This is a genomic window from Chthoniobacterales bacterium, from assembly GCA_018883245.1.
In the GTDB taxonomy this organism is placed as follows: domain Bacteria; phylum Verrucomicrobiota; class Verrucomicrobiia; order Chthoniobacterales; family JACTMZ01; genus JACTMZ01.
In genome coordinates this window covers 13,235-33,199 of the sequence record VEQL01000030.1, presented here as the reverse complement: position 1 = coordinate 33,199, position 19,965 = coordinate 13,235, and the positions used below count along the sequence as shown (strand labels likewise).

Genomic DNA, 19,965 nt, shown 5'->3' with positions numbered 1-19,965 from the left:
AGCTGCTGCAACTCGAGTTGCATTGCTAGTTGAGGGTTGAGGGTTGAGGGTTGAGGGTTGGAGCGGGGATCTGAAAACAACGTCGGGACGGGGGCCGGCGCAGCAAGCCTCGGCGGATAGGGTTCGCACGAGAGGTTTTGTTTCTCTCAACTTTCATCTTTCAGCCCTCAACTGTTCATCAAGTTTCATAGCGGAATTTGCGTTCGAGCCGGCGGGCGAAGATGGAGATCGGCAATGTCAGCACGAGGTAGCCTGCGGCGAGAGGAAGGTAGCTTTCGAGCGTGCTGTAAGTGGCGGAATTGACCTGCTGCGCGGCGAGCGTGAACTCCTCGATGCCGAGAATGGAAAGGAGCGACGAGTCCTTGATGATCGACGCAGCTTGTCCGGCCAGCGGCGGAATGACTTGGCGGATGGCCTGCGGAAAAATGACGTGCCGGTAGGTTTGCCATCGCGTCAGGCCGATGGCTCGTGCGGACTCCAGCTGGGACTTGCCCACGCTTTCGATGCCGGCACGGATCATCTCCGCGATGTAGGCGCCGCTGAAGATCGACAAAATCAGAATGCCGGCGGTGTAGCGGTTCTGCAGCCCGACCGCGTCGGCGACGACGTAAAAAAGGATGAGCAGCTGCACGAGAAGCGGCGTTCCGCGGATGAGTTCCACGTAGCCGGCGGACAGCCAGCGAAGCGCGGGATACGGACTACGGCGGCCGAGTGCCGCGAAAAGCCCGAGCAAAACGCTGAGCACCAGTGCCGCGGCGGAGATCCAGATGGTCGTGATCCAGCCTTTCCAGAACACTTCGCGGTATTTCCATACGGAGGACCAGTTCCACGAGGCAGCCTGCAGCACCGCGAAGCTGGCAGCGGAGAGGAGGGTCGCTCCGAGCGCAATCGAAATGGCCAAGTTGATGGCGTGGTGGCGGCGGGTCATGGTAACAGCAGCCGGTAGTCCGAGGTGCTACAGCTTCTGAGATTTCGCGTTTTCCCAAAGGCGTTCGAGTTCACCGGGCGAGAGATCCTCGAGCTTGCCGCCGGTTTCGCCGGCTGCCTTTTCCATGTGCCGGAACCGCGCGATGAAGCGCTGGTTGGCATTCTCGAGGGCAAGCTCCGGTTCCACGCCGAGCTTGCGGGCCATGTTGACAGCCGTGAAAAGGATGTCGCCAATCTCGTGCTCCAGCTTGCCGGGGTCGCCGGAGCCGAGTTCTGCGGAAAGTTCGGCAACCTCCTCGCGGAATTTGTCGATCACGCCCGAGGCGTCCGGCCAGTCGAAGCCGACGCGCGAGGCTTTTTTTTGCACATTCGCCGCACGGACGAGGGCGGGAAGAGCCCGCGGGATGCCGTCCATAACCGAAGCCGAAGCTCCTTTCTCTTCGCGCTTGATCTGCTCCCATTGGCGGAGGACGGCGTGCGTATCTTTCGCGTCGGCACCCCCGAAAACGTGCGGGTGTCGCCGCACGAGTTTCTCGCAAGCGTGGGCGGCGGCGTCTTCCAATGTGAAAGCCCCGCGCTCCGTCGCAAGGTCGGCATGGAATACCACCTGCAGCATCAGATCTCCGAGTTCTTCGCGGAGATTGGCGTCGTCCGCACGGGTGATGGCATCGATCGCCTCGCACGCCTCCTCGAGCAGTCCCGCGCGGAGGCTCTCGTGGGTCTGTTCGCGGTCCCACGGGCATCCCTCCGGCGAGCGGAGGATGGCAACAATGGCGCGGAGACGGGCGAGGGGTTCTCCCGGCAGACTGTCTAAATGCGCCATTGCTCTTTGTGGCTGCCGCGGAGGTCCGTGACTTCGCCGGCCGTGTTGAACGAGACATACCACGTGAGGGCGATCGAACCGACGATGGTGAAGGCCAGAATCACGCCGACAAACCAGCCCGGCAGCTCGCCGACACCCAACGCTTGGTAGAAAGCGCCCAACGAATGGATCGGCGGCTTGGCGTGCATGAACAGCTTGGTCATCCATGCGACGAGAATGACGGCGATGATGAAAATGTAGTTGCGCTTCAGTCGCCGGCCTACGGCCTCGAGTTTGCTGATCTTGAACGACGGCAGGATCAGGTCCTCGCAGACCAGCCTCTGCCAATCGCCCCCGAGCAGGGCGGGATTGCGCGAGACGATGGCGACGAGAAAATGCGATTCCAGCATCCGCACCCTGCCCCGGAAGGCATCGTAAAAGCGGTAACGCCGAGCCTCGATCCAGAGCATCATCAGCACGATCACAAGGTTGAAGAAAAACACGATGTGCGGGATATCACGGAACGAGAATGCCACCGTGATGATGGTCGTGGTGCTGGTGATGGCCCAGTTGGTCGTGATGTCCAGACGCTGGCGCCAGACCATGATGCGGCCGAGTTCGCCGCGGTAAAAATGCGACATTGCATTGACGTAGCACGGATCTTCGAGTTCCCGTGTGCCTGTCGTGCTGGTTTTGCGGTCTTCCATGAATCAGCGCTGCTCCTTTTGCAACAGCACTGCACGCGCACGCTCCAGTTGCTCACGTTCCCGCCGGGTCAGGCTGGCGAGTCCGTCGCGCGAGATCTTGTCCAAAAGAGGATCGATGATGCGATGGGGGTCCACGGGCGTTGGATCAGGATCTTTTACAATCCTGAGCTTGGGGTGGGACGTGCGATGGGAGACGGGGCGCAGGCGGGAGATGAAATTGAGATTGAGGGCCGCGCCGTGGCGGATGGCATACCACGCAAGGAATGCCGTCGCCAAAAGAACGGTCAGTTCCGTCCATTGCCGTGATGCGAGGAGTTGGAGGGCCGAAATGGCGAGCAGCACCCAGGCGAAGGCCTTGGCGGTAATCTGGAAAATCAGCTGCGCACCCGGGTAAAGAGCAGCAAAGGAGAGGAAGACGGCAAAGTTGGCGAAGCCTTGCAGAAGCTGGAAGTTTTGTCCGGTAGCCGCCGTTGCGGCGAGAAGGATGGACGGTCCGAGAAGAAGGAAGCCCAGATAGAGGCGGACGAAACCTTTTCTGCCGAGGTATTGCTCCAAGTCGCGACCGAAGATGTAGAGCATGACGAGCGAGATGATGAACCACGGATCCGGGGGATTGACGAAAGCGTAGGTCAGGCATCGCCATATCTCGAACTTGTGCAGGACGGCCCACGTATCGAAGCCGAACCGCTCCAGCGGGGCGCTTCCCGCGGAGGCCAAGGCGACAGCCACGGCAACCATACTCGCGGCGTAGAGTGCCACAATGATGGTGGTGGCATACACCGGCACGCGGCCGACCCAAGTGATCGGGTCTTGGTTCTCGGGGCTGCGGTGCGCGATCACGATCTGCAAATTAGCGCGGCCCGGCCGGGGGAACAAGCGGGTCTTTGGTGGCGACCAGTCGCTTTACAGGTTTGAAATAGGCAGTCATCCGGCCGTCGGGCAACAGCCCCGCGGTGCCGTCGGCCCCGAACACCCGGTCCCAGCAGCGCTCATAGCAGTGCGCCGCGTGGGGGAACGAGACGGCCAAGTCCCGCGCGCGAGCGTAAAACAGCGCATCGCGGCGGCGGATGGCTTCGCGGGTGGCGGCAAATTGCGCGCCCGCAAAAAAACGGTAATAGTCCGGACCCGCCTCTCGAAACAGTTCGCGATGAAAGCGGTCGAGTTCGAGTTCGCATCGTTCCGGATTCTTGCTCCAAGGCACAAAGAGGCGGCGTCCGCGCGGATCGTCCGTGTCGGCCAGAAAGCCGAGCCACCGGAAGTCGCCGACCGTTTCGGTTCCATTGGCCAGCGCACGCAGGCGGACATGGAGGTCCGGCGCGTGGTCGAAGGGATGCCCCTGCACAAAGACGGTCACATCTGCGAGCGAGCTGTGCCGCTCCGTGATGTGGTGGAGGTAAGTGTGGGCCTCGCGGCCTGTGTTCGGCAGGGGGATTCCCCCGTATCGACCGTCGCCTTTGTCGTAGACCGTCACACGGAACTCCCGCGGCACCCGCCGCAGCCAAGCAAGACTCTCGCAGTGTCGCGCAACGACAAGTTCGAATCGCGGATTCATCGGGCTTTTTCAGGTGACTTGCCGGTTTGGTCGCGTAGAGGGACGGGCTGAAACCGGACGGGCATCGTCCCGAGAATGCAAACACGGGGTTGGCGGGGCAAATCATCTCGGGCATCTTCTGCGGTCATGCAGTGGATCGAGCAGGAGACGTGGCAGCAGCTCGCCGGTGAAGAAACGGACGCGCATCGGGTGGCCACGGGCGGGAAAGGGTGGTTGGACCGTTACGGTGACTGGCTGCTGTGGAGCGGGGCTGCCCCGCCCGATGCCGCCTTTCTGCGCACGGAAATGATCGCCAGATACGGCTTTGCCGCGAGGGGATATCTCGTCCGCGGGCTTGCGCGGAGTGCGAAGGACCAAAAGCCCGCGCAGTTGGCTGCCGGCGAACCTCCGGGTGTCATTGTTGTCCGCGAAGCAGGACTGTCATACTCCGTGCATCCGGAGGGCGGGTATTCCTCCGGCCTGTTTCTCGACCAAAGGCTCAACAGGCGATGGGTTGGAAGTGTCCGGCCGTCGCGCATGCTCAATCTTTTTGCTTACACCTGCAGCTTCACGGTCTGCGCGGCTGCGGCCGGGGGTGTCACTTGCAGCGTCGATGCGTCGAAGCACGCGCTGGCGGCGGGACGTGCCAACCTCGTTCTCAACGGCATTGATCCTTCCGAAGGCCACCGCTTTCTTGCGGATGATGTCACGAAAGTCGTGCCGCGTTTGGCAAGACGCGGGGAAAAGTTCGACCTCATTATTCTGGATCCGCCGACTTTCGGGCGGGCAGGCGGGCGCGTGTTCCGCATTGAAAAGGACCTGCCGTTGCTGGTGCGGGAATGCTTCGGGTTGCTCGATGCCGGCGGGTGGTTGCTTGTCTCGTCCAATTTCTCGCAGTGGTCGCCTGCGGATTTGCGCGATCTTTGCGGGAGTTCCCTTGCCGGCACGCGCTTCACGATCACGCCCGGCGAGACACCTCGCGAGATTCCTTGCGGTGCCATTTCATGGCGTTTGCAGAGGGCGTGAACATTTGACCGTCGGGGAAGCTTTTGTTTACGATGCTGAAGCGATGATTGACGGCGCCCGCAGGGCCACAGTGGATGGAAATGAAGCCACTGCCGCGGTTGCGTATGCGCTGAGCGAAACCATCGCGATTTATCCGATCACGCCGTCATCTCCCATGGCGGAATCCTGTGACGAGTGGGCAGCGAAAAGCCGCACAAACATCTGGGGCACGGTCCCGCGTATCATCGAGATGCAGAGCGAGGGCGGCGCCGCCGGTGCGGTGCACGGCATGCTGCAAGCGGGAGCATTGTCCACGACGTTCACGGCCTCGCAGGGGCTGCTGCTGATGATCCCGAACTTCTACAAGATCGCGGGAGAGTTGCTGCCCTTCGTGGCGCATGTCGCGGCGCGGACTCTTGCTACCCACGCTCTCTCGATTTTCGGCGACCACTCGGACGTGATGGCGTGCCGTCAAATCGGGATGGCCATGCTTTGCTCGGGCAACGTTCAGGAAACCCAGGATATGGCGGCCATAGCGCACGCCGCGACCTTGCGCACACGCGTGCCTTTTATTCATTTTTTCGACGGCTTCCGCACGTCGCACGAGGTCGGCAAGATTGAATTGCTGACGGACGATTTGCTCCGGAGGCTGGTGCGCGAGGAGGATGTGGATGCCTTCCGACGGAGGGCGCTCACGCCCGACGCGCCGGTGATCCGCGGGACGGCGCAGAACCCCGACACGTTTTTCCAGGCCCGCGAGGCGTGCAACCCGTTTCATGCCGCGGTGCCGGGTGCGCTGGAGGAAATTATGGCCGGGTTCGCAAGCCTCACCGGCCGCTCTTACCGATTGTTCGAATACGAAGGAGACCCGCGGGCGGAGCGCGTGATCGTGATCATGGGATCGGGAGCGGAGACCTCGGCCGAATGCAGCAAATGGCTCAACTGCCATGGCCAGAAGACCGGTGTTCTCAAAGTGCGCCTGTTTCGCCCGTGGTCCGTGCAGCGCTTTGCCGAGGCGTTGCCCGACTCGGTGAAAGCGATCGCCGTCCTCGACCGCACCAAAGAACCCGGTTCCGTTGGTGAACCGCTTTATCAGGATGTGGTCACATCGCTTGCCGAAGCGCGGGCCGCGGGACTTTTGCCGAGGAGTTGCAACCCGGTCGTCGTCGGAGGCCGCTACGGTCTTTCTTCGAAAGAGTTCACGCCCGCCATGGCCAAGGCGGTTTTCGACGAGTTGAAGTCCGAGGCGCCGCGCAACCATTTCACTGTCGGTATTATGGATGACGTCAGCGGCACATCGCTGCCGTGGGATCGCGAATGGGACATCGAACCTGACGAGGTGACGCGCGCGGTGTTCTACGGCCTCGGCTCGGACGGAACGGTGGGCGCCAACAAAAACACGATCAAAATCATCGGCGAGGGGACGGACAATTACGCCCAAGGCTACTTCGTTTACGATTCGAAGAAGGCGGGGGCCGTGACTGTGTCGCATCTCCGCTTCGGGCCGCACCCGATCCGCAGCACCTACCTTGTCAGCCGCGCGAATTTTGTCGGCGTTCACCAATGGGAGTTTTTCGACAAACTCGATGTGTTGGATCTCGCGGCCCCGGGCGCTGTCGTGCTGGTGAATTCTGTGCACGGCCCTGATGCCGTGTGGTCCGCGCTCCCGCGCGAGGCGCAGGAGATCATCGTTGCGCGCAAGTTGCGGCTCTACACCATCGACGCCTACAACGTTGCCCGGGAGACCGGCATGGGCGGGCGCATCAACACGATCATGCAGACGTGTTTCTTCGCCATTTCCGGGGTGCTCCCGAGGGACGAGGCTATTGCGCAGATCAAAAAGGCGATCGAAAAAACCTACGCGCGGAAGGGGGCCGAGGTGGTGCAGAAAAATTTTGCTGCCGTCGATGCAACCTTGGCGGCATTGCACGAGGTGCCGGTGCCCGCGGCTGCGGATGCAACGCGCCATCGTCCCCCGGTGGTTCCGGAACATGCGCCGGATTTTGTCAAGCGGGTCACGGCTGTCATGCTCGAAGGCAAAGGCGACCTCTTGCCGGTTAGCGCTTTTCCCGTCGATGGCAACTGGCCGATGGGAACGACGAAATGGGAGAAGCGGAACCTGGCGCAGGAAATCCCGGTATGGGACGCCGACCTTTGCATCCAGTGCAACAAATGCGTGCTCGTTTGCCCGCACGCGGCGGTGCGGGCGAAATTTTACGAGCCGTCAGCCCTGGAGCACGCGCCGGAGACTTTCAAGCATGCGGCGTTCCGTTCCACCGCGCTCAAGGGCATGGACTTCACCATCCAGATCGCGCCCGAGGACTGCACGGGATGCACTTTGTGCGTGCAGGTTTGTCCGGCGAAAGACAAAGCCAATCCCCGGCACAAGGCGCTCGATATGGCGCCGCAGCACGCGCTGCGCGAGCAGGAGCGGCGCAACTACGAATTTTTCCTCGCGCTGCCGGAGCCCGACCGCCGGACGATGAAAGCCGAGGTCAAGGCGACGCAGTTTTTCGAGCCGCTGATCGAATATTCCGGCGCCTGCGCGGGGTGCGGCGAGACCCCGTATCTCAAGCTCCTCACGCAGATGTATGGAGACAGGCTCTTCATCGCGAATGCAACCGGGTGCTCCTCGATCTACGGGGGAAACTTGCCCACCACGCCCTACACCACCAATCGCGAGGGGCGGGGACCGGCGTGGTCAAACTCGCTTTTCGAGGACAACGCGGAATACGGGCTCGGGATGCGCATTGCCCTGGACAAGCATCACGAGCACGCATGCGAGCTGCTGAAAAAATTGGCGCCGCAAGTCGGGGATGAACTTGTGGCCGCGCTGCTTGCGGGCTATGCCAGCGACGAAGAAACAGTTGCCGCCCAGCGCGAACGCGTGCGCATGCTTCGGTCGAAATTGGCCGGTAGTGAAACCGTCGAAGCGCGCCGGCTTTCATTGCTCGCAGACTATTTGGTCAAAAAGTCGGTGTGGATCGTCGGCGGCGACGGGTGGGCTTATGACATAGGCTTCGGCGGCCTTGATCATGTGCTCTGGAGCGGTAGAGACGTGAATATCCTCGTCATGGACACGGAGGTCTATTCCAACACCGGCGGCCAATCTTCGAAGGCTACTCCCCTCGGGGCCACCGCGAAGTTCGCTGTTTCCGGCAAGGAGTTGCCGAAGAAGGATCTCGCTCTTTATGCGATGATGAACGGCACGGCTTATGTTGCGCGGGTGGCGTTCGGGGCCAAGGACGGCCAGACGGTGCAGGCTTTTGCCGAGGCGGAGTCTTTTCCGGGTGTTTCGCTCATTGTCGCTTACAGCCACTGCATTGCGCACGGTTACGGGATGCACCATGGGTTGGAGCAGCAAAAACTCGCCGTCGATTCGGCCTACTGGCCTCTGTTCCGCTTCAACCCGCGGCGGACGGGCCCTGGCGAAGAGCCGCTGAAACTCGATTCCGGCCCGCCCAAGGTTCCTCTCTCGAAGTATCTGGCCAACGAACTGCGCTACCGCGCGCTCGAGCGCGTGAATCCTGAGCACGCCAAGCAACTGCAGGAGGCCGCGCAGCGTCATGTGCAGGCACACTTTGCGGAATACGAAAGGCTGCGCGACGCCATGAAGGTGCCACCCGAGCCTTCGGCAAACTGACCATGGATCTGACCACCGAATATCTCGGCCTGAAGCTCAAAAACCCGCTGATTCCTGGTGCTTCGCCCTTGGTGGACGATTTGGACAATGTGCGGCGGCTCGAGGATGCCGGGGCACCGGCCGTGGTGATGCATTCGCTTTTCGAGGAGCAGATTGCCATGGAGGCGCGGGCTGAGATGGAGGATGTCGATGCCCACGAATACTCGTTCGCCGAAGCAGCCACCTACCTTCCGGCGGCCGACCAGTTTCCCCTCGGGCCGGACACTTATCTGGAGCAGATTGCGAAGATCAAGCGGACGGTGGGCATTCCCGTGATCGCCTCGCTCAATGGCGTCACTGCCGGCGGTTGGATCGCTTACGCGAAGCTCATGCAGGATGCGGGTGCGGATGCGATCGAACTCAACACGTATTTCCTTCCGACCGATCCCGGAAAAAGCTCCGCCGATGTCGAGGCGCAGGTGGTAGATATCACGCGGGCGGTCGCGGCCAAGGTCACGGTGCCGGTGGCGGTGAAGTTGTCTCCGTTTTTCACGGCGCTACCGCATTTCGTCCGCCAATTGCAGGATGCCGGCGCGCGTGGTTTGGTGCTCTTCAACCGATTCTACCAACCCGATCTGGATGTGGAGGAATTGGAAGTCCGGCCGACCCTGCAGTTGTCGGATCCTTACGAGTTGCGTTTGCGACTGCGCTGGCTGGCCATCCTCAGCACAACGGTCACGGCGGACCTTTCCGCGAGCGGTGGTGTTCATACCGGCTTGGATGCGATCAAGGCCGTGATGGCCGGCGCGACGACCGTCCAGCTTGTATCCGTGCTGCTGCGCCAAGGTCCCGGCCATTTCGCCGAAGTGCTGCGTTTCTTTGCCAATTGGCTCGAAGAGCACGAATACGCCAGCCTCTCGCAGTTGCGCGGCAGCATGAATCTCCGCACGTGTCCGGACCCTGCGGCATTCGAGCGTGCCAACTATCTCAAAGTCCTGCAGAGCTGGGGCGGGCGCGTGGCGGCGCAGTAAATCCGGTCGTCACGGCCGCATCGGTCCAGATTCGCCGCCAGAGCGAAGCAAGGAATTCTGTTCCAATCCTGGTTGGCAACCGCTGTGCTTCGATGGCATGCCAGTGCGGATTCCCACGTCGCGCCACCGAATGGCGGAAAACGTAGTCAGGGTGCTGTCCCATGCGCAGATCGGTCATGGTGAGCGTGTCATCCTGCACAGCCGCGCCGACGAAGCCGTTGGCGAACCATTGCAGTCGCTGTGCCGCGGGAACGTAAGGAAGCGCGGCGGCGAGCGCTTGGTCGTCCGATGGACGGAAAATGAACTCGATGGACCCGTCGTCGGCCACAACCGAGTCGAGTCCCTCGTAGTAGCCGCCGTTGGTCTTTGCCACCACGCGCCACAGCAGCGTGTTGAGGGGTGCGGGGGTGATGAAGAGCCGCACATCGGTGATGCCTTGGGCATCGAGGCTCCGTTGGGCGTTGGCTGTGACAATGGTCCGAGCAGTCCAGGACCATCCGAGGTAAAGCGTGCTCAAGGCCAGTCCGGCCATTAGCCACCGTCCGGCAGCTTTCGATGCGGGGCGGATGAGAACGGCGATCATTCCGGCGAGCAGCGGCAGTGTGTAAAGCGGGTCGATGATGAAGATCGTGGCCCAGGAAACCGGGTTGGATCCGGACGGCCAGAAAAGTTGTGTGCCATAAGCAGTGTGCGCATCGAGCAGAGGATGGGTGAGGAGTGCGAGAAAGATGGCGGCGAACCATCGTCCCGGTGCTTGGCGAGCGGCCGGCCACAATCTTCGCAGTGCGATCCAGAGCAATGCTCCGAATCCGGCCAAAACAAACAGCGAGTGGCTGAACCCGCGGTGCATGGTGAAGTTTTCCACTGGTCCGCCGTAATCGATAAAAACATCCAGATCGGGCAAAGTGCCGAGTGCGGCGCCGACCAGCGCGGCTTTGCGCCGCTGCTCCGGCGGGACACATGCCGCCGCCACGCACGCGCCGAGGGTGATCTGGGTCAGTGAGTCCATAAGGTCGCAACTTTAGTCCCGAAAGTGTCCCGAGTCTTGATGATCCGTGGTGCTGTTTTTCAATGAAAAAAGCATGCTTCTGGGGGTGGCTGACTCCTACACTGTAAAAGCCGCCCAGCAGCAGTTTTTCGCGGTGGTGAGGGACGCTGCGGATCATCCTGTGACCATTACCAAGCAGGGAAAGGCGGTGGCCGTGATGATGTCGATCGAGAGGATGGAGGCCCTCGCTGAGACGATGGAGATTCTGGCTGATCCGGCGGGGATGAAGGCGATCCGCGAGCACCGAGAGGAGCGCGGCGTTGGGTCTACGAGGCTTTCCAGAGCCGTTTGATGGAATAGGCCCGGCGGCCATAGAAGACCGCCGCCACAAGAGCGTGAGAAGGCCGCTATTTCAGCTCGGACAGCTTCGCTTTGATCGTGTCGAAGTTGGGCAGCTGGCGCGGATCGTCGTGGGATTCAGCGTATTGAATGACGCCGTTTTTATCGACAATGAAGGCCGAGCGCTTGGGCACGCCACCCATAGGGAGATTGAGTTGCGGGGCGAATTGCGCGTAGGCGATGCCGTAGGCCTGCGCGACTTTGTGGTCGTAGTCGCTGGCCAAGGTCACCTTGATGCCTTCTTTTTGCGCCCAGGCTTCCTGCGCGAAGGGGTTGTCACCGCTGATGCCGATGACTTCGGCTCCGGCGAAATCGGACAAGCCTTTCGACACCGAGCAGAACTCGTCGGTGCAGACGCTGGTGTAAACCATGGGGAAGAAAAGGAGGACGACGTTTTTGCCTTTGTGGTCGGAGAGTTTGACCAAGTTGAGGCCGTCGGCGTTTTTGGAAGAGAGGGCGAAGTCGGGCGCGGTGGTTCCTACGGTAAGCATGAGTTGGTTGAGAGTTTAGGGTTGAGTGTTGAGAGATATCGAAAAGCAGATTTGAAAGAAGAAAACGAACAGGGTCAAGGACGGGTCATGGCTTCGGGGTTGACCCATTGGTCGAACTGTTCGCCGCTGAGGTGGCCGGAAGCGATGGCCGCTTCGCGCAGACTGGTTTTTTCCTTGTGCGCCTTCTTGGCGATCTGCGCGGCTTTGTCATAGCCGATGTGCGGGTTGAGCGCCGTGACGAGCATCAGCGAGTCCTGCACGTAATGGTTGATACGGTCCATGTTCGGCTCGATGCCGACGGCGCAATGGTGATTGAAGGAATGGCAGGCATCGGACAGCAACCGGACCGAGTGGAGAAAGTTGTGGATGATGACGGGCTTGAAGACGTTGAGTTCGAAGTTTCCCTGCGACCCGGCGAACCCGATGGCGGCGTCGTTGCCCATCACTTGGCAGCACACCATGGTCATGGCCTCGCTCTGGGTGGGGTTGACCTTGCCGGGCATGATGGACGAGCCGGGTTCGTTTTCGGGTATCGTGAGTTCGCCGAGGCCGCAGCGTGGCCCGCTGGCTAGCCAGCGGATGTCGTTGGCGATCTTCATGAGCGAGCAGGCGAGGGTCTTGAGCGCTCCGGAGGCGAAGACGAACTCGTCATGGGCGGACAACGAAGCAAACTTGTTGGGATTCGATGTGAAGGGCAGGCCGGTTAGTTCGGCGATTTTTTTTGAGGCGCGCTCGCCGAATTCCGGGTGCGAGTTGAGACCGGTGCCCACGGCGGTGCCTCCGATGCCCAATGACATGATGCCCGGCAGGGAGGCGTCGATCCGCGCGAGGTCGGCGTCGAGCAGGGCCACGTAGCCGGAGAATTCCTGTCCGAGCGTGATGGGAGTGGCATCCTGCAAATGCGTGCGGCCGATTTTGACGATCTTGGCGAAGTCTTTGGCTTTCTTGTCCAGCGTGTCGCGCAGCTCGCGCACCGCCGGCAGGAGCTTATGGACGACGACTTCCGCGGCGGCGATGGACATGGCCGTGGGAAATGTGTCGTTCGACGACTGGGACATGTTCACGTGGTCGTTCGGGTGGATCGGCGTTTTCGATCCCATCTCCCCGCCGGCAATTTCGATGGCGCGGTTGGAGATGACCTCGTTGGCGTTCATGTTGCTCTGGGTGCCGGAACCGGTCTGCCAGATGCGGAGAGGGAAGTGCTCGTCGAGTTCGCCCGCGATCACCTCGTCGGCGGCCTGCGCGATGAGTTTCGCTTTGTCCGCCGGAAGCTTGCCGAGGTCCTGATTCACCAGCGCGCAGGCCTTTTTGAGTATTCCCAAGGCGCGGACAAGCTCCCGCGGCTTGGTGTCGTCCCCTATGTCAAAATGAACGAGGGAGCGGGCTGTTTGCGCCCCGTAGTAGCGGTCGGCGGGAACCTCAATAGCCCCCATGGTGTCGGTTTCACGGCGTGTCTTCATAGGGATATCTGGGCCGCAGATTGCGGCATCAAAAGTGGTGCTCGGGGGGGGACTTGAACCCCCATGCCTTGCGGCATGCGCCCCTCAAACGCACGTGTCTGCCATTTCACCACCCGAGCTTATAGCGGCAGCATAGCCGGAAGGTGGCTTGGTGCAAGATTTTCGGCTGCTCTGCCAATGCGCCTCGCGAAAAACAAAAGGAGAAAGGCGCCGCGACCCATCCGGGCCGGACGCCTTTACTCCCCCTCATGAAAACTTGTGAGTATTTTGACCGCCGGAGCGGATTCGCGTTCAAAAAAACTTCCGCAGATGTGCCGCTCGCGGAAGTTTCGTCGTTATTCGGCCGGCGTCTGGAAAGGGGGCGGACCGGCCGGGTTGTGAGTCACACGCACCACGGGCACGGGGAAGCGCATCCGGAGGTCGCCATCGAGGCGTATTTCGACGTGGTGGACGCCAAAGGATTTTACTTGGACGCCGCCGAAAAAATGGACGTTGGTCGCGCTGCCCTCGATTTCCCGAAGCTCGAAATCGATGCCTGCTTCGGCGACGACTTCGTCCTCGGGATCGAGGAAGCGCGAGTCTTGGTGGAATTTTCCGATGCCGCCGCACCACCGTGTCCAAAGGCAGAGCTTGAAAAAACCGATGGGCAACTGGGGTGCCGGGATGGCGCCGATCACCCCGACCAGGCTTTGCGATCCGCTGACTTCGGTGCGCACGTCCTCGCACAGGATGACGGACTGCAGGTCGGGAGCGATCGGGTCCATCGTTGTGCGTTATGCGGAGAGCATCAACCAGGCGGCGACGGCGATGGCGAGTGCCACGCGATACCAGCCGAAGATTTCCATACCGTGGCTTTTCAGGTAGCCGACCATCCATTTGACCGCCAGAACGGCGGAGAGCCAAGCGGCCGCAAAACCGGCGATGAGCGGTCCGGCGCCGTAGGCGGCAAGCATCTCCTGCCCGTGGGACAGCGCATCCTTGGCGGTGGCGGCGGTGAGCGTGACCACGCCGAGAAGGAAGCTGAGTTCCACCGCGGCCGGCAGGGAAAGTCCGACAAGAACGCCGCCGACGATGGTGATGAGACTGCGGCTTACCCCGGGCCACATGGCCAGGCATTGGGCAACGCCGACGATCACGGCCATGCGCACGGTCAGTTGGTCGAGGTCGAGTCCTGTGGCCGGAGCTTTGCCGCGCTTGCGCCGCGCATATGACACGGCGAGAATGGCAATCCCGCCGACGAGCCACGCGGCGACGACGGGCCAGAGGCCCCACTGGTCACCGCCGAAAAGATACTTTTTGATGGGCTTCTCGAGCGCCAGGCCAAGGATCGCGGCCGGCACGAATGCCGCGACCAGATTGAAGGCAAGTCGTTTTCCGGGCGCGTTACGGCCCGCCAGGCCGGCCAGCATCTGTGCAACGCGGGCCCGGTAAAGGCCGAGCACGGCGATGATGGCGCCGGCCTGTATGCAAATGGCAAACGCATCCGACACGTTGCTCGATTGGATGCCCATGAGGCGCTGCGCGAGCAGAAGGTGGCCCGTCGAGCTGACCGGAAGATATTCGGTGACTCCCTCCACCACACCGAGCAGGAGGGCTTGGATGATATCCACGGGAGGTCTTCGTTGTTCGCCCCGCGCGGTGAGGGATCAGATGGCCTGGTCGCCGGTCTCTTCCGTGCGGATGCGGACAGCCTCCTCGATCGGAAGAACGAAGACTTTGCCGTCGCCGATTTTTCCGGTCTTGGCGGATTTCACAATGGCATCGATCGCCTTGGGCACATGCTCGTCGCTGACCACGATCTCTACTTTGACTTTGGGGAGAAAATCGACGGTATATTCGCTTCCGCGATAAATTTCGGTGTGGCCCTTTTGCCGCCCGAAGCCCTTGACCTCGGTGACCGTCATCCCCTCGATGCCGATTTCGGCCAGCGCCTCTTTGACATGCTCCATCTTGAAGGGTTTGATGATGGCCTCGATTTTCTTCATGACTCTCGCTTTCTAATGCACGTCCCGCCGATTGCAAGCACGGAAAAGAGCGCAAGAATTTTGCTTTCGCGCTGCGACCGGATAAAATCCGGCATGCAGCGGGGGCCGGGTGAATGCAGGGCCTCCGGCGTGATAAAATGAACGCGGAAACGGAAAATGTTTTGGTCCAGTGCCGCTTTGTGCGCGGCCGCAACGCGCTCCTTTGCTCCGGGGATTTCGGGCCGATGTTCACCGATCTCTACCTCCACCTCGGCCAGACGGGCGTCGTGCTGGGCGGGGGCGCGGACGAGAAGCTGAAGCTTCTGCTGGCGGCGCTCGTGCTGCATGCGGCGGCGCAGCCCCGGGCTTCAAGTTTCGCCTGGACGATGCATTTCGAGGGCGAGGGTCTCAATCTTTTCGCGGCTGTGGATGGCCCGACGGGTCGTGTGACCGGGCAGGCATTCTCCGAAAATGTGAGGCGAGTCGGCTCGAACATTCTCCACGGCGAAACGGTGCGGGAGAGTTTTCCGCGGCGCAAAAGCTCGGTCGAATTCCGCGGCGGTGTTTTTGCCGCGGCCGAGGCCTACTACGAATGCAGCGAGCAGCGGCCCGCACGATTTTTTGAACTCGGTGGAGACGACTTTGCGATTCTGGCCGCCCAACCCGATTGCGATACGTCGTGGTTTCGCGAGGCAGACGTCGGGGAAATCTCCCCGCTCGCGCGCCAAGACAATGCCGCGCCGCTGGAGACGCGAGCGTATCGATTCGAGTGCGGTTGCTCGCCCGAGCGTGTGGCCTCCGCGATTTTTCCGGCCCTGCGCGGCAGCCTCGACGAAGTTTTCGCGGGGGACTCGCATATCAATGTGCCTTGTCCGCGCTGCGGCCGCAGACACGAACTGCCCCGCGGGTTGTTCGACGAAGGCGTTTGACGGTTCTACTCGCGGTAGGGCGCGATCAGCTCGAACTCTTTTGCCGTGACGGCTTCGCCCGGCACGTTTCGCGCCAGTTGCTGCGCCTCGTTTTTTCTCCCGTTTGCTCCCAATACAGCAGCGAGCACGGCCCGCTGGTAAGGCTGGATTTGTGCCGGGTCGAGCGTTACGCCGTCGAAAACACGCAGGGCCGCCTCATTTTGTCCGTTCTTCAACAGGATAAAAGACAGCGTGATGCGGTAGGCGAGCATCTGGGGCTCCGCGGCCGCCAGCTCCTGCGCACCCGCGACATCGAGGCTGCGTCCGGTCAGCGCGGCAAAGTAGCGGCGGTCGTTCTGAACGGCGCGCTCGGCCGGGAGTTTTTTGATCATCCGGTCGTAAAGCTGGAACAGGGTTTCCGCGTCCTGCCGCTTTTGCACGATCGGAACCAGCGCCTGGAATGCCTGGCGCGCGGTGGCGGGGTTTTCGGTGAGGCGTGTGAGTTCCTGCTCCAGCACCGCGTCTTCGCCGACTCTCTGCAGGTAATCGATGACATACCACATGACCTCGGGACTCGGGGCCGCCTCGATGACAGCGCGCCGGTAGAAGGAAACCGCAGCCTCCGCATCGCCCGTCTCCCTGGAAGCACGGCCGCGATAGAGCATGATGACCGGCGTCTGCAGCGGAAGGTTTTCGCCGCGCAGCAGCGTGGTGATGCCTTTCCAGTCGCCAAGTCCCGCCATTGCGTCCAGGCGGATGAGGAAAAGGTCGCTGCGCGTGGTGGCTTCGTCCGCGGGGATGGTGTCGAGAACGGCGCGGTATTCGCGGTTCTGGTTCAGCCAGCGCGCGAGCTGGGCTTTTTCTTCGGTGGACCCGGAGCGGTGGAGATCGATGGTTTTCCGGACGACCTCGGCGTAGGACGAAGGTTCGATTTGGATCTCGGCGCTGGCCGCCGCCAGTTTTTGTTCCGTGCTGGCCATGGGGTGCGACCGCAGGCTTTCGACCCATCCGGCTGCTTCCTTCGTGCGCAGTGCCGGCGATGCAAGCAGCGCCATGAGCGCATCGAGTCCGGTCTTGTCGTCACGCAAAGCCAGCGGGCGGAGAAGATCCGTGGCGGCGGCGACGGACTCCGGCGTGTTCTGCGCGAACCGCAGTTTGGCGAGCAGGATGGAGGGTTCGGGTCCGCCGCCCGCGTCGATGCTTTCGCGCAGAGCTTGCATGGCATCGTCATACCGCTGCTGTGCGATCCTCACGCGTGCCAAAGCGAACAGCGCCGCTCCCGTTTGTCCGCCCTGCTGCATCAGGGCGAACGATTCACGTTCGGCCAGCGCGATATCGCCGAAGCGCAGCGCAGCCTCGAGCAGTTGCAGCCTGTCATCCGCGCTACCCCTGCCGCTTTCCACCAACTGGCGCAGCACCTCCACGCTCTGGGGTTTTCCCGCGGCCAAAAGCACGGCCGCATACGACCGCTGGGCCTCGGCCATTTGCGGGCGCATCTGGAGGGCAGAGGACGCGTTGTTGAATGCTTCCTGCAGCTTGCCCTCGGCGAGAAGCGCATCCGATCTCTCCGCGAATTGTCGCGCGCGCCAGTCTTTGATGCGCGGCACGGCCAATGCGATTCCGATGCCGAGGATGAGAACAGCCGGCAGCCCCAGGGTCAGAATCCTGCGGACGAAGCGGCGTCGCCAAAGCTGCCGGATCTCCTCCGCGCTCAGATCATCTTCATCGATGGGGGGCTTGTCGCCTTTGTCTCTCATTTCTTGGTCTTCTGGCTGTAAGCCTGCAGGTATTTCCAGCCTTCCTCGAATTGCCCGCGTTCGTAGGCGGCTTGGGCCGCAAGATACCATACATAGCTCGGGGCGTTCGGCATACTCATGATGTGCCGCAGTTGCCGGTAGGCGTCGTCGCCGCGTCGTGCGGCTTCCAGGGCCTGATAGTAGGCGATGGCGGTGGCGATATCCATCGGGGCAAGCGCGGCAGCCCGTTCGATGCTGCGGAGATCGCTGCGGCTGATCGGCGCGGGCAACGACGGGCGCGGAGCGTATTGCAGGTGCAGTTCAAGAGCGTCGGCCAGACGATTCTCCCGGGCCGCGCGATCTGCCAGCACCCGGTATCCGATGAGTTTGAGACGGGGTGAAGCCTCGACCAGTTGGTCGAGTTGGGCACCCAGGCCGCGTTCGAGCATATACCGCATGACCGGCTCAACGAGCGGTTCCGGTGCCAAAGCCAAGCCGTTGGTTTTTTTCAGAAGCAACTCAAGGCGCCTCGGTCCGGCGTCTCCGGCTGCACGCACCCGCGCGAATTCGAACTCAGGATCTTCCGGCCGAAGACGCATGAGCATCGCCGTAAGTTCCTTGTTGTTTTTCGCTTTGTTGAGATACCCCGCATACATTTGCGCGCGGCGCCCGGACGGTGCGCGGCGCATGGCTTCGTTCCATGCATAGACGGCGCGGGCCGGACTTATCGGAAGCCAGAAATACCCTTCCTTCTCGATCACCCAGTCCATGTAGGGAAGCAGTGCACCCGACGCGCGGAACTCGCCCCACGCATCTTGGGTGTTTCCCATTTCGAGCAAGTAGCTCGCCAGCGCCCAGTGTGTGCTCCAGTCCAAAGGAAGAAGGTGTGCGGCCTCGTGCAGCAGAGTCACGGCGCCTTGGGTGTCGCCGGCTTCTTTCAACTTTCCGGCTTGCTCGCGCAGAGCGGTGGTTCCTTGCACCTCGGGCAGCGCTGGACGCCCCAGGCCGCCAATGATCCAAAGCAGCCCGACTCCGGCAACAACGGCACCCAAAAAGCGCGCGGCCAGGGTGGTGCGCATTCTGGCAGTCCCGCCGGAGGCGGCAGGCAGGGCAAGCGAGGCAAGGAAGAGTGCGGGAAACAAAGTGCCGATTCTGTGACCGCTGACCTCGAAAAACGCGTTCATGACAAGCACCAGGGCGCAAGCCATCCCGGCGGACCGGATGGTTGTCGCGCGCGAGCGCCTTGCGCGGTGACCCATGGCGATGACCATGGTCAAAGCGGCTCCCACCACAATCACGGCAAGCCACCCGCCTTCGCATGCGAGCCAAAGGAAGCTGCTTTCGGGATGCGCGGGCCGCCGGTTGAAAACGGGGGCGAAATCGAGATAGAAGGGCAGCACGTATTCGAAGTTCCCGAGCCCGAAACCGGTCAGCGGTGCGTCCGCCAGCATGGCTCGTGTCATCCGGTAAAACTCCAGACGGAAATCGCCTTCGCCCGCGGTTTCCACGGTCTCGCGCAAACCCGTGAAGCGCTCGACCAACTGGCCGCCGCCGTAGGAGAAAAACGCAAACGACAACAAGAGGAACGAGACGGCGATCGCGGCATAGCGGTATTGTTTGCGGGCGAGGCCGAAGAACATCCAATAAGCGAAGCCCCCCGCGAACAAGACCACGACACCTCCGCGCGAGCCGTTGCGCAGCAGGGCAAATACCAGGATCGCAAGGGCCACGGCCCAGAAGAAAAATCCCCTTTTGCTGCCGTGCCGCAGGGATTGATGCACCAACGCCAATGCGACGATGCTTGTCATGCCCAAGAGCGAGCCCCATTGATTCCGGTTGAGGAACGGCCCGAAGTTGTCCGTGCTCTGCCAAAAGGAGGGATTGGAGCCGGCTAAAGATGCAACGATGGCAAACGCAGCCACCGCCGCCACGGATCCGGCGAACATCCGGGCAAGTGTGTCACGGTTGTAATGGTCCCATGACTGACAGGCGCACCACCCGGCCAAGGCAACGCCGCAGAGCCAGAGGAACCACACATGGAGCGTGAGCCACGGCTGCGGAGTCAAGACGGGTGAGGGCGCAATGGCCGGCAACTGATACAGCGCAGTCCGCCAAGCCGGAGGCGTGGCCAACGCCGTCGGCAAATAAGAAACCAAAGGAACCAGAACGAGCAGCAGCAGCATCCAAAGCACTCCTCTTTTCGGCAAAGTCTGCGGTGGCCAGACCAACCAAAGAATGCCGACCCCCGCCGCCACGACTCCCTGCGCCCAGAGCGGGCGTCCGCCTGCCAGCACGATCGACAGCAGCAACGTGCCCGCGAGAACCCAGCCTCCGGGCGGCACGATGAAGAGGTCTTCGCGGTGAACCCACGCCGGTGTCCGCTTGGTCATGACG

At 61.8% G+C, this 19,965-nt stretch carries 18 protein-coding genes and 1 tRNA gene; 5 read left to right on the top strand and 14 right to left on the bottom strand.

Annotated elements, in window-relative coordinates; all coding sequences use genetic code 11:
• Positions 1-178 precede the first annotated feature (178 nt).
• The 5 genes from FGM15_10355 to FGM15_10335 are packed head-to-tail and all read right to left on the bottom strand — an operon-like array spanning position 179 to position 3,988.
• The gene (locus FGM15_10355) at positions 179-928 is read right to left on the bottom strand and encodes an amino acid ABC transporter permease (GenBank protein MBU3666258.1); all 750 of its coding nucleotides are present in this window, start codon (positions 926-928) and stop codon (positions 179-181) included.
• Between the two features lie 27 nt (positions 929-955).
• Positions 956-1,750, bottom strand: a complete 795-nt coding sequence (gene mazG / locus FGM15_10350) for a nucleoside triphosphate pyrophosphohydrolase (GenBank protein ID MBU3666257.1) — start codon at positions 1,748-1,750, stop codon at positions 956-958.
• The gene (locus tag FGM15_10345) at positions 1,738-2,436 is read right to left on the bottom strand and encodes a DUF2270 domain-containing protein (protein MBU3666256.1); all 699 of its coding nucleotides are present in this window, start codon (positions 2,434-2,436) and stop codon (positions 1,738-1,740) included. Before FGM15_10345 ends, mazG begins: the two co-directional genes overlap by 13 nt.
• 3 nt (positions 2,437-2,439) lie before the next feature.
• Positions 2,440-3,276, bottom strand: a complete 837-nt coding sequence (locus FGM15_10340; protein MBU3666255.1) for a rhomboid family intramembrane serine protease — start codon at positions 3,274-3,276, stop codon at positions 2,440-2,442.
• Between the two features lie 10 nt (positions 3,277-3,286).
• Positions 3,287-3,988 carry a DUF3431 domain-containing protein gene (locus FGM15_10335; GenBank protein MBU3666254.1) on the bottom strand — a complete coding sequence of 234 codons (702 nt, stop codon included), beginning with the start codon at positions 3,986-3,988 and terminating at the stop codon, positions 3,287-3,289.
• Positions 3,989-4,063: 75 nt separating this feature from the next.
• On the opposite strand from FGM15_10335, the gene FGM15_10330 reads away from it, so the two are divergent.
• Genes FGM15_10330 through FGM15_10320 form a run of 3 tightly spaced genes read left to right on the top strand, consistent with a single transcriptional unit; the run spans position 4,064 to position 9,625 of the window.
• On the top strand, positions 4,064-4,993 hold the full coding sequence (locus FGM15_10330) for a class I SAM-dependent rRNA methyltransferase (GenBank protein ID MBU3666253.1): 930 nt from the start codon (positions 4,064-4,066) through the stop codon (positions 4,991-4,993).
• A 43-nt stretch (positions 4,994-5,036) separates the two neighbouring features.
• Positions 5,037-8,615, top strand: a complete 3,579-nt coding sequence (nifJ, locus tag FGM15_10325) for a pyruvate:ferredoxin (flavodoxin) oxidoreductase (GenBank protein MBU3666252.1) — start codon at positions 5,037-5,039, stop codon at positions 8,613-8,615.
• 2 nt (positions 8,616-8,617) lie between these two features.
• A complete protein-coding gene (locus FGM15_10320) occupies positions 8,618-9,625 on the top strand; it encodes a dihydroorotate dehydrogenase-like protein (GenBank protein MBU3666251.1) in 1,008 nt (335 codons plus the stop codon).
• Here FGM15_10320 and FGM15_10315 read toward each other — a convergent pair.
• Entirely contained in the window at positions 9,582-10,634 is a 1,053-nt protein-coding gene (locus tag FGM15_10315) for a metal-dependent hydrolase (GenBank protein ID MBU3666250.1), read from the bottom strand. The genes FGM15_10320 and FGM15_10315 overlap by 44 nt on opposite strands.
• A gap of 46 nt (positions 10,635-10,680) precedes the next feature.
• On the opposite strand from FGM15_10315, the gene FGM15_10310 reads away from it, so the two are divergent.
• A complete protein-coding gene (locus FGM15_10310; protein MBU3666249.1) occupies positions 10,681-10,965 on the top strand; it encodes a type II toxin-antitoxin system prevent-host-death family antitoxin in 285 nt (94 codons plus the stop codon).
• A gap of 55 nt (positions 10,966-11,020) precedes the next feature.
• On the opposite strand, the gene FGM15_10305 is transcribed toward FGM15_10310, so the two are convergent.
• The 6 genes from FGM15_10305 to FGM15_10280 form a co-directional block, all read right to left on the bottom strand.
• A complete protein-coding gene (locus tag FGM15_10305) occupies positions 11,021-11,503 on the bottom strand; it encodes a peroxiredoxin (protein MBU3666248.1) in 483 nt (160 codons plus the stop codon).
• A gap of 74 nt (positions 11,504-11,577) precedes the next feature.
• A complete protein-coding gene (gene fumC / locus FGM15_10300; GenBank protein MBU3666247.1) occupies positions 11,578-12,963 on the bottom strand; it encodes a class II fumarate hydratase in 1,386 nt (461 codons plus the stop codon).
• Between the two features lie 35 nt (positions 12,964-12,998).
• A tRNA-Leu gene (locus FGM15_10295) sits at positions 12,999-13,082 on the bottom strand.
• 216 nt (positions 13,083-13,298) lie between these two features.
• Positions 13,299-13,727: a hypothetical protein gene (locus FGM15_10290; protein MBU3666246.1), complete on the bottom strand. Its 429-nt coding sequence runs from the start codon at positions 13,725-13,727 to the stop codon at positions 13,299-13,301.
• A 9-nt stretch (positions 13,728-13,736) separates the two neighbouring features.
• Positions 13,737-14,573 carry an undecaprenyl-diphosphate phosphatase gene (locus FGM15_10285; GenBank protein ID MBU3666245.1) on the bottom strand — a complete coding sequence of 279 codons (837 nt, stop codon included), beginning with the start codon at positions 14,571-14,573 and terminating at the stop codon, positions 13,737-13,739.
• A gap of 36 nt (positions 14,574-14,609) precedes the next feature.
• Positions 14,610-14,948, bottom strand: coding sequence for a P-II family nitrogen regulator (locus tag FGM15_10280; GenBank protein MBU3666244.1), 339 nt, complete (start codon positions 14,946-14,948; stop codon positions 14,610-14,612).
• A gap of 113 nt (positions 14,949-15,061) precedes the next feature.
• Between FGM15_10280 and FGM15_10275 the strand changes: the two genes are divergently transcribed.
• Positions 15,062-15,856 (top strand): disulfide bond chaperone, encoded by a 795-nt coding sequence (locus FGM15_10275; protein MBU3666243.1) that lies wholly within the window; start codon positions 15,062-15,064, stop codon positions 15,854-15,856.
• A 5-nt stretch (positions 15,857-15,861) separates the two neighbouring features.
• Here FGM15_10275 and FGM15_10270 read toward each other — a convergent pair whose 3' ends face one another.
• Positions 15,862-17,592 (bottom strand): hypothetical protein, encoded by a 1,731-nt coding sequence (locus FGM15_10270; GenBank protein MBU3666242.1) that lies wholly within the window; start codon positions 17,590-17,592, stop codon positions 15,862-15,864.
• Positions 17,589-19,961, bottom strand: coding sequence for an O-antigen ligase family protein (locus FGM15_10265; protein MBU3666241.1), 2,373 nt, complete (start codon positions 19,959-19,961; stop codon positions 17,589-17,591). The genes FGM15_10270 and FGM15_10265 overlap by 4 nt, the downstream gene beginning before the upstream one ends.
• Positions 19,962-19,965 lie beyond the last annotated feature (4 nt).